This window comes from Bacillus sp. 7884-1 (assembly GCF_002272245.1).
Taxonomy (GTDB): Bacteria; Bacillota; Bacilli; order Bacillales; family Cytobacillaceae; genus Neobacillus.
Genome location: NZ_NPDD01000116.1, coordinates 68,056 through 78,464, shown reverse-complemented (window position 1 = coordinate 78,464; position 10,409 = coordinate 68,056). Strand labels below are relative to the sequence as shown.

Annotated in this window: 8 protein-coding genes; all 8 read left to right on the top strand. The window is 39.0% G+C overall.

The window, feature by feature from the left end; translation table 11 throughout:
• Window positions 1-406 precede the first annotated feature (406 nt).
• A complete protein-coding gene (gene bglB / locus CHI06_RS14595) occupies window positions 407-1,492 on the top strand; it encodes a beta-galactosidase BglB (protein WP_095249280.1) in 1,086 nt (361 codons plus the stop codon).
• A 26-nt stretch (window positions 1,493-1,518) separates the two neighbouring features.
• A complete protein-coding gene (locus CHI06_RS14590) occupies window positions 1,519-2,361 on the top strand; it encodes a sugar phosphate isomerase/epimerase family protein (protein ID WP_095249283.1) in 843 nt (280 codons plus the stop codon).
• Window positions 2,362-2,554: 193 nt separating this feature from the next.
• The gene (locus CHI06_RS14585; RefSeq protein ID WP_095249279.1) at window positions 2,555-3,874 is read left to right on the top strand and encodes a Gfo/Idh/MocA family protein; all 1,320 of its coding nucleotides are present in this window, start codon (window positions 2,555-2,557) and stop codon (window positions 3,872-3,874) included.
• Between the two features lie 239 nt (window positions 3,875-4,113).
• Window positions 4,114-5,136, top strand: a complete 1,023-nt coding sequence (locus CHI06_RS14580; protein WP_095249278.1) for a glycoside hydrolase family 88/105 protein — start codon at window positions 4,114-4,116, stop codon at window positions 5,134-5,136.
• A gap of 108 nt (window positions 5,137-5,244) precedes the next feature.
• Window positions 5,245-7,323, top strand: coding sequence for a glycosyl hydrolase 115 family protein (locus CHI06_RS14575; protein ID WP_095249277.1), 2,079 nt, complete (start codon window positions 5,245-5,247; stop codon window positions 7,321-7,323).
• 34 nt (window positions 7,324-7,357) lie between these two features.
• A complete protein-coding gene (locus CHI06_RS14570; protein ID WP_257009304.1) occupies window positions 7,358-8,023 on the top strand; it encodes a rhamnogalacturonan acetylesterase in 666 nt (221 codons plus the stop codon).
• Window positions 8,024-8,057: 34 nt separating this feature from the next.
• A complete protein-coding gene (locus CHI06_RS14565; RefSeq protein ID WP_095249276.1) occupies window positions 8,058-10,043 on the top strand; it encodes a beta-galactosidase in 1,986 nt (661 codons plus the stop codon).
• A 28-nt stretch (window positions 10,044-10,071) separates the two neighbouring features.
• Window positions 10,072-10,386, top strand: a complete 315-nt coding sequence (gene rhaM / locus CHI06_RS14560) for an L-rhamnose mutarotase (RefSeq protein WP_095249275.1) — start codon at window positions 10,072-10,074, stop codon at window positions 10,384-10,386.
• The last annotated feature ends 23 nt before the right edge of the window (window positions 10,387-10,409 follow it).

Here is a 10,409-nt window from a genome sequence, read left to right as displayed (position 1 = left end):
GCGAAGCGACTGGAGCACAAATCAACAGCCCAATTTAACACAGCATCATAAAAAAAGAATGAACACGCTTACAAAAATTATATTTTAAATATTCCGAATACCGAATCTAATAATCAGTTCTCTTTAATAAAAAAACAGTGCTATCTAGTTAGAAAAACCGTGAAGTATGTCTATTTTCACAGCCTAAATGACCTACTAGACTACTATTTGGATGATCGTCATCAAATCAAAATGAAAAAACTGCCCGTATAGAACGAAGGTGAAAACACTGTTTTTTAATAAATAAAAACTGAATTTTACATTAAATACTTAAACTAGTTTAAATATAATGAAACTGTATACCCTGGAAATCTTTTTTTTAAAATTACCTTACCAATCTTCAATACATAAGAGGAGGAAATCATAAATGCATAGACTAGAAATTGAACAAAAAATAGAGCTCCTGATTGATAACCTGATTAACCTAAATGATCCAGACGGAAAATACGCTATACCGCTTGCTGATGGAAGAAAAATTGATAATAAGAGCTTTAACTATTGGGAATGGACAGCGGGTGTAGGCCTTTATGGAATGATGAAATATTATAAATTAACCAAAAAGGAAGAAGTATTAAATATTATTGTAAAGTGGTTTAATGATCAATTTAAAGAACTACCAGTCGAAAAAAATGTTAACACGATGGTACAAATGTTAACGCTTGCATATTTGTATGAAGAAACAGGGAATCCAACCTATCTTCCATATTTAGAAACCTGGGGTGACTGGCTGTACCACGATATGCCTAGAACAAAGGATGGCGGCATCCAGCATGTTGTTTTTGGTAATGAGAATTATCAGCAACTATGGGATGACACCTTAATGATGAGTGTTCTGCCTTTAACGAAAATTGGTTTATTGTTAAATAAGCCGGAATATGTGGAAGAGGCAAAAAAACAATTCTTAATACATATTAAGTATTTATTTGATAAGAAAACAGGATTGTGGTTCCATGGTTGGACGTTTGAAGGAAATCACAATTTTGCTGAAGCTCTGTGGGGACGTGGAAATTCATGGGTAACGATTGCGATTCCTGAATTCCTCGATTTAGTAGAATTAAATGAAAAGGATCCCGTTCGTCAAATCCTGATTGATACGTTAGAAAGACAATTAGAAGCACTTGAAACGTGCCAAAATGAAAACGGTTTATGGCATACCCTGCTGCTCGATCCGACCTCCTATGTTGAGGCATCCTGTACAGCTGGTTTTGCTTTTGGAACATTAAGATCGGTACGTAAACGGTATGTTGGAAAAACATACATGGATATGGGATTAAAGGCCATTAAGGCTGTTATTGAAAATATTGATGAAACTGGAGAATTACAGCATGTTTCAGCTGGAACGGCAATGGGGGAAACACAAGAATTTTATAAGCAGATTCCTGTCACAGCGATGCCGTATGGACAATCAATGGCGATTCTATCACTAGTAGAATACTTACATTACAGAATATAAAAGAAGTATAGGTGGGGATGTAAATGATGAATATTGGAATAAGAGCACATGATATTGAAAACCTGCCATTGGAAGAATTAGTACAAGAAATTGCTGGTAAAGGGCTTACATCCGTTCAGTTGGCTTTAGGTAAATCATTAGGGAACGTGAATACGGAGACAGGTAGTTTAAGTCCAGGTTTTGCCCAGTATGTTAGAAGTGTATTCGCAAAGCATCATGTTCAGATTGCGGTATTAGGCTCCTACTTTAATATGATTCATCCGGATATAGAAGAGAGAAGAAAAGGGATGGAGCGCTTTAAAGAGCATATCCGTTATGCCAGGGAATTTGGCTGCAGTATCGTTGCAACTGAAACAGGAAATGTAAATGCGGAGATTTTCTATACCGAAGAGAACTTCAAAGAAGAACCATTTTTAGAAGTGGTTGAAAGTGTTCGTGAACTGGTTAGGGAAGCAGAAAAATTCGGAGTAATTGTGGGTATTGAAGCAGGGGTTAACCACCCTGTTTACTCGCCGAAAGTAATGAAAAGACTCTTAGATTCTATCAATTCTAATAATCTCCAAGTAATCCTTGACCCTGTAAATCTATTAACAATTGATACGTACCAAAACCAAGAAGAGATATTTCAAGAAGCCATGGATTTATTTGGTGACAGAGTAGTCATCCTGCATGCAAAGGATTTTATCATTGAAAACAACCAACTAATACCAACCGCAGTTGGTAAAGGATTATTAAACTATGAGTATATTTTGAACGTTGTAAAAGAGAAAAAACCATTTATAAACATCCTATTAGAAGAAACAAAAGAACCTTTCATAGATGGAAGTATCGCTTTCTTAAAAGAAGCCTGCGTTAAGGCTAATTATTAATTTTGCCACCTGTTGATTGGAGCGGAAGGTGCGAGACTCCTGCAGGAGTAAGGGGCAGGGGAGACCCCGCAGGCGCTTTAGCGCCGAGGAGGCTCCCCGGACCTCCTGCGGAAAGCGAAGCACCTGGAGCGGAAATCAACAGACCAATTTTAAAAAGCAAATAAAAGATTCATTTAAAAGAGGGGGCACAACAATGAATAGAATTGTAGTTTGTGGTTTAAGTAATCGAGCATTAGGAATGTTTATTCAATCAATCGTTCATCAATTTGGTTCAAATAATCAAGTGGTAGGAATCCTTGATACCGACCCGCGAAGAATAGAAATCTGTAAAGATAGTTTTTCCGAATTAAAATCTGTCCCTTCTTACAATCCAGAACAATTCCAACAAATGATTGACGAAACGAATCCTGACACAGTCATTGTAACAAGCAGAGATGATACCCATATTGATTATATATTACAAGGCTTAGAGAATAACTTAACCGTGATTACAGAGAAACCAATGGTAACAAAAGCGGAAGATGCTAGAAGAGTAGTAGAAGCAGAACAGAAAAGTAAGGGAAAAGTAATCGTCGCCTTTAACTACCGGTACAATCCGTTTCATCGAAAAATAAAAGAACTGATTTTAGAAGGAAAAATCGGCAGAGTCACCTCCGTAGACTTAAATTGGTATATTGATACCTATCATGGCGCCAGTTACTTTAAAAGATGGAACCGCAACCGAAATTTTTCAGGAGGCTTATCGATCCATAAATCTACACACCATTTTGACCTAGTAAATTGGTGGCTTGATCAGAATCCAGAAGAAGTATTTGCATATGGAGCCTTAAATTACTTCGGTAAAGAAGGAGAATTTAATCCAAGCCAAACCGACAACCGTTATTGTGGTACATGTGATGAGAAACTCTCGTGTGCATACTATATGCGCTGGTCAAACCGTAGAAATAATATAGCCGTTAAAGACGACCATATTAAAGCTGATAGTATTGAAAAATCTGCCCAAAACTATACCCATTATCGTCCTGATTCCTGTATCTTTGATCACGAAATTGAAATCGAAGATACATATGTAGCGACAGTTAAATATGATAAAGGTGCATTCTTAAGCTATTCAGTAAATTTCTCGCTTCCATATGAAGGCTATAGGTTAGCGATAAACGGAACAAAAGGACGAATAGAAACGACCGAATTCCATGAACCAAGCAGGATACCATTTTCTGTGCCAGAACAAACAATTGAGTTCTATCCATTATTTGGCGGGGCAAAAGAAACCATTCATGTTCTCCAAACTGGAGGGGGTCACGGGGGAGGAGACCCAGTATTGTTAGAGGACCTCTTCATGGGAGTAGATCAAACTCGCTCTTACTCTATTTTAGCCGGTGCAGAGGCAGGAGCATACTCGATTGCGGTTGGTGAAGGTGTATGGCGTTCCGTGAAAGAAAATAAGCCCATGAAGATTAAGGAATTATTGAATAGCAACGTAAATCTCACTTTGCAAAAGGCTGTTTTTTAGAGCTTTTGGTGACTGTTCAAAGCGAAAAATCAAGGTAGAGGGAATCAAAGAAGTGCTTTGGTTACCGTTGAACCCGAAATATCAAGGTAGAGGGAATCAAAGAAGGGTTTTGGTTACCGTTGATTCCGAAAAATCAAGGTAGAGGGAATCAAAGAAGGATTTTGTTTACCGTTGAAGCAGAAAAATCATGATAGAGGGAATCAAACGAGCCTTTTGGTTCCAAATAAAGGAGGATATGTATGCCACAGTTAGTGCTTGAAGAAAACAAGGTATCTCAGGCAATTGATCGGGTTGTTGAAAGAACATTTAATATGGATTTCAGTTGGGATTGGCCAGGAGGAGTTGCTTTTTTTGGTGTAGCCGAAGCATATGAAGCGACCGGAGAAGAGAAATACCTTCAAAAGATTAAGGATTGGGTTGATTCAGAATTAGAGGATGGGCTGCCAAGGTTAACGGTAAATGCTTCCTCAATTGGTCACGTTCTATTAACGCTATACAAAGCGACCAATGATGAAAAGTATTTAGAGACAGCTATAAAGATGGCAGATTATCTGCTTCATGATGCCGAGCGGTTTGGTGATGGAGTGTTGCAGCATACTGTTAATGGCACGAAATATCAATTCCCAGAGCAGGCATGGGTCGATACCATGTTTATGGCCGGATATTTCCTTTTGAGAATTGGGCACATGTTAGAAAGGGAAGATTATTTTAACTTTGGATTAAAGCAATATCATGGCCATGAAAATTTTCTTCAGGATGATAGGACAAACCTTTATTATCATGGCTGGGATAACATCGCCCAAAATCATATGTCCAGTATTTTCTGGGCACGGGGAAACAGCTGGGCTGCTTATACAATGGCCAGAGCACTAGAACTTATTAAGGTTCAGCATCCATCCTTTATGGTGATTCAGGGTTCGTTGCGTGATCAGTTAAGCGCATTAGTAAGATTACAATCAGATTCAGGACTTTGGCATACGATTGTTGACGATCCGGACTCTTATTTAGAAACTTCAGGCTCAGCCGGGATTGCTGCAGCACTGTTAACGAGTGGAAAATTATACAATAAATATACTCAAAAAGCACTTGAAGCAATTCTCAGCCAAATCAAAGAAGATGGTTCTGTTATGGGAGTTTCTGCAGGAACGGCTGTCATGTATGATGCCGATGGATACAAAGAAGTCCCTTATAAACGTGTACAGGGATGGGGACAAGGATTAGTACTTGCTTTTTTGTCATTATTATTAAAAAGAGAAAATTGACAAAAGTAAACAATAACCTGTGGAATATCTGGATGTTCCACGGGTTATTTTCTGGTAGGACACCTTAAAAGTACGAGTTTCATAGATTAATGAATAAATGGAGGGATAATGTTGAAGCTTTCCAATGTAGTAATTAATGGTGATTCCACCATCTCCCTGCCAATAACGATCACCACCCCGGTCAGTCATGCAGTGGACATGATTATGAGAGATCATGAAAAGGTATTTGGAAAAATGCCAAAACTCTGTTCCCCAAATACGGAAGCTGCCGATATTGTCATTCGATATGCCGCTCATGAAGAGGAATGCCCACAAAGACCAGAAGCCTACGGTTTTCGGTTTACAGAAAATAATGGGAAGTGTTCATTCCAAATCATCGGTTATGACTATTTAGGAATTATCTATGGTTTACTTCATTATAGTCATCAATACTTAGGAGTCGATCCATTCTGGTTCTGGGCAGATTTGCACATAGAACCCAAACCTGAGGTCCAAATACCAGCTGTAGAGTTTAATTCCCCGGAAAAAAAGGTGAAATACCGTGGCTGGTTTGTCAATGATGAGGTCTTTCTGATTGGATGGAAGGAAGAATACCCTCCATCAAAAGAGATATGGTATCCCGTTTTCGAAGCATTATTAAGGTGCGGCGGGAATATGGTTATCCCCGGTACCGACCTCCCGAAAAATGGCATTCATGCGGATTTAGCAGCGGAAATGGGCTTATGGGTTACCCACCATCACGCTGAACCTTTGGGGGCAGAAATGTTCTTAAGGGCATTTCCAGGAAAGAAGCCTAGCTACAAACAAAATCCAGAGTTATTTGAGTCACTATGGGAAGAAGCTATTGAGAAACAAAAGAATGAGAAAATTGTCTGGGTACTTTCGTTTCGTGGACAGGGAGATGCCCCTTTTTGGCAGTATGATCCAGAATTTGATACACCTGAAAATAGAGGGGCTATGATTTCAAAGGTTGTACATAGGCAATATGAAATGATAAAGAACTCCGTTGAATATCCTGTCTGCTCCATGGCGTTATATGGAGAAATATCCGAATTGTACAAAGCGGGACATGTGAAGGTGCCAGAAGGTGTTATTAAAATATGGGCTGATAACGGGTATGGAAAAATGGTGACCCGGAGACAGGGAAATGAAAACTACCGGATTCCTTCTCTTCCAGCAGCGAATGAAACAGGGGAGCATGGAATTTATTATCATATAACTTTCCATGACCTTCAAGCTTCTAATCATTTAACGATGTTTCCATCTCCGCCAGAACTGATAAAAGAGGAGCTAGAAAAGGCGTTTGATGTTGGTGCTTTATCCTACTTGCTGCTTAACAGCGGCAATATCCGCATGCATCTTTACCCGCTGGATATTGTCAGTGAATTATGGAACCACGGCACAATCAATATAGAAAAACATTTACAAACATATATTGAACGTCTTTACACAACTCAAAACAAAGAAATTGCAAAGCTTTACAAAAGATATTTTGAAAATACTATTTTCTATGGTCCAAATTCAGATGACAAAGCAGGAGATGAATTTTATCATCATCCTGCAAGGAAGATTATTGGACATTGGCTTCAGGGGAAAACAAATATTCCGATGGAAAGACTGTACTGGGCCACAGGCGAAATTTCTTTTACCGATCAAGTGAATTGGTTCTTGGAAAAGTGTGAAATTGGTTTAGTACATTGGGAAGAATTTTTAAATCAGTGCAGGAATCTCTCTATGAAGCTGCCAAAAGAAGACCGTAAACTTTTTTCCGATCAGCTGATTCTGCAAGCGGAATTACATGCCTTCGGATGTAAAGGTTTTATATCCCTTTGTAACGCCTATATTTCTTTTACCAAAAATGATAATCCGCTTGCATTTGTCTATGCATCGAAATCAATCGATCATTACAAGGATTGTAAACGAGCATTAAAACGTGCAGAGCACGGAAAGTGGGAGAATTTTTATCGTGGTGATTGGTTAACAAATATTGACAGTACCATTTATTCTCTGGAAACACTGCGTAAATTTCTACGGATGCAGGGAGACAGCCCTGATTTCTTTTTATGGTACAAAGAGTACCTTATGCCGGAAACGGAAAAATATATCTATTTGGAGAATACTCACAGAAATCCATTGTCTGATGATGAACTTGCACGAAGATTAGCAGTAAAGTTTCTTCACGAATAAGGATTAAACAATATATAAAAGGAGGGGATTAATATTGACGAATATATTCTTAGCTGGTGACTCCACTGTAGCGAGCTGTCCGCGAAATGAGGCGCCAATGGCCGGCTGGGGGCAAGAGTTTCAATCCTTTTTTTCAGAAGGCATAAAGGTTCATAATTTTGCAAAGGGTGGAGCTAGTACCAATACGTTTATTGAAATAGGGTATTTTGGTATTATACTTGAATTCATTCAGCCAAACGATTACCTGTTTATTCAATTTGGACATAACGATCAAAAATCGTTCGGCACCCAGCCCTTTACAACCTATCAATCTTATTTGACAGAATATGTTAACGGTGCACGGGACAAAGGTGCAATTCCAATCTTAATTACTCCTGTTCACCGAAGAAATTTTGATGAAGAGGGCCGAATGGTAAATACTCTTGGGGACTATCCAAAATCGATGATGCAATTAGCAGAAAACCTGGATGTCCAGCTTATTAATTTATGGGAAAAAACAGAAAAGCTTTATCAATCATTAGGATCTGAAGGCTCGAAACAATTATTCACTTGGTTTAGTGCAAATGAAAATCCAAATTACCCTGATGGCATTCAGGATAATACCCACTTTTGTGAGCACGGTGCAAAGGAAGTGGGCAAACTGGTAATCGAAGGAATAAAAGAATTGCAATTACCAATTTCCCAGTTTATTAAAGAATAGATTGAAAGAATTCTGTTAACAAGAGGTGCAATAGATGGGTAAGAAATTATATCATGGCGCTGCATACTATCCAGAGCTATGGGATGAAAAAGTAATTGAAGAAGATATTATCGAAATGAAAAAGACCGGTATTAATGTAGTCAGAATCGGAGAGTTTGCCTGGGCATCGATGGAGCCTGAAGAAGGTAAGTTTGACCTTAGCTTTTTTACAAGAATGATTAACAAACTTTATGAAAATGGTATTGAAACGGTCATGTGTACGCCGACACCCACTCCTCCCATCTGGTTTTCCCACAATCATCCCGAACGGATGTATGTGGATACTGACGGAAAAGTAATGGGGCATGGTTCAAGGCAGCATGCCTGTACCAACCATCCTTATTTTAGAGAAAAAGCAGCACTTATCACAGAACATATCGCAAAAGCATTAGGAAGTTTGCCAGGTGTAATCGGGTGGCAGCTGGATAACGAGTTTAAGTGTCATGTCAGCGAATGTATGTGTAATACCTGTAAGGAATTATGGCATATTTGGTTAGAGGAGCGCTATGGAACGATTGAAAATCTTAATGAAGCATGGGGAACAAAAATTTGGAGTGAATATTATAATAGATTTGATCATGTGCCACAGCCAGGGCCGGCACCATTCTTACACAATTCTTCCCTGAGTACTATGTATCAATTGTTTTCAATGGAAAAAATCGCCCAGTTTGCCGATGAGCAGGCTGAAATCATCCGGAAATATTCTAGTAGCCCAATTACCCATAATAGCTCCGTTTTTTTTAGTGTGGATAACGAAAGGCTGTTCCAAAACCTAGATTTTGCATCTTTTGATACGTATACAACCATCGATAATTTTCCAGCTTACTTGATTAATAGTGACCTGTGGAGAAATTTAAAAAAGGACAGACCTTTCTGGGTAATGGAAACAAGTCCATCCTATGCGGCATCACTCGCCAGCTATGCGAGTCCACATCCAAAGGGTTATTTAAAAGTGGAAGCAGCAGCCGCTTATGCACTTGGTGCAGAAGCCTTTTGCTATTGGCTTTGGAGGCAGCAGCGTTCGGGCTGTGAACAGCCGCATGGTTCAGTCCTCAGTGCCTGGGGTAAACCTACTATTGGGTATCAAAATGTCTTAGAAGTAGAAGCCATGCGAAAGGAAATTGAACCTTTTATCATATCGACTAAACCAAGTCAGGCAGACGTGGCAATCACCTATTCCGATAGGTCTAAGGTTTTCTTAAAGACAGAACCACATCGAAGCTTAAATCATCGCGGATTAATTACAGATTTTTACAAACGTATTTTATCAATGGGAATACATCGCGATGTGATTCCGGAAGGTTGTGACCTTGAGGGTTATAAAGTACTATTCACTCCATTTATCCAATATTTATCACCTGAATATATTGCCCGGGCACGACAGTTTATTGAAAATGGCGGGATTTGGATTGCAGGACCATTAACAGGCGGCCGAACAGAGAACCATACCGTACATACTGACAGGGCATTAGGAGAACTTGAAAAAACAGCTGGTGCTGAAGTATTATTTACCTTCCCTTTAGATGATACAGGGACAATCGGACGTGCTTTTGATATCTCTGCTCCATTAGGATTGTGGAGTTCAGTTATGGAGTCAGATTCCAATCAAGCAGTCGGCATTATTGAAGAGGGACTTGCTAAAGGGAAATCATTTATCACAGAGCATAAGCTTGGTAGCGGAAAAATGGTCATGCTTGGCTCGATGCCAATGGGTGATACGGGGGATCTGTTACTCAGAAAGTTGATTGAGCACTACTCGCAGGAAGCTGGTGTTACACGGAGAACGGATGTTTCAGAAGGGACTATCGTTGCTCCACGCCAGGGATCAGGTTATTCTATCTGGTTTGTAATTAATATGGACGGTAATGGTGGAAGTGTTACCATTCCCCAGACAGCGATAGATTTGCAGACGAATAGTGTAGTAGAACCAGGAAAGCTGGAGCTTGGAAAATTTGAATATAAAATAATTCAATTCAATTAACAGTGAATGAATAAAGGAGGAATCTCTTATGATTAGAAAAGCATCTGTTATGAAAGTGTTCGAAGGATGTCATGAAGAATATAAAAAACGCCACGATGAATTATGGCCGGAAATGGAAAAGGAACTAAAAAATCATGGCGCACATCATTATTCCATTTTTCTAGACGAGAAGACCAATAATCTGTTCGCATATGTAGAAATTGAGAGTGAAGAAAAATGGAGTGATATGGCAAAAACAGAGATTTGCCAAAAATGGTGGGACTATATGAAAGATATTATGGAAACCAATGCCGATAATAGCCCCGTTGCAAACGAATTAATGCAAGTATTTTATTTAGATTAGTCCCACTTTTAAAAAATAATGAA

Coding starts and splice junctions, on each gene's coding strand:
- bglB (WP_095249280.1), top strand. CDS start 407: ATGCATAGACTAGAAATTGAACAAAAAATAGAGCTCCTGATTGATAAC.
- CHI06_RS14575 (WP_095249277.1), top strand. CDS start 5,245: ATGTTGAAGCTTTCCAATGTAGTAATTAATGGTGATTCCACCATCTCC.
- CHI06_RS14585 (WP_095249279.1), top strand. CDS start 2,555: ATGAATAGAATTGTAGTTTGTGGTTTAAGTAATCGAGCATTAGGAATG.
- CHI06_RS14565 (WP_095249276.1), top strand. CDS start 8,058: ATGGGTAAGAAATTATATCATGGCGCTGCATACTATCCAGAGCTATGG.
- CHI06_RS14580 (WP_095249278.1), top strand. CDS start 4,114: ATGCCACAGTTAGTGCTTGAAGAAAACAAGGTATCTCAGGCAATTGAT.
- CHI06_RS14590 (WP_095249283.1), top strand. CDS start 1,519: ATGAATATTGGAATAAGAGCACATGATATTGAAAACCTGCCATTGGAA.
- rhaM (WP_095249275.1), top strand. CDS start 10,072: ATGATTAGAAAAGCATCTGTTATGAAAGTGTTCGAAGGATGTCATGAA.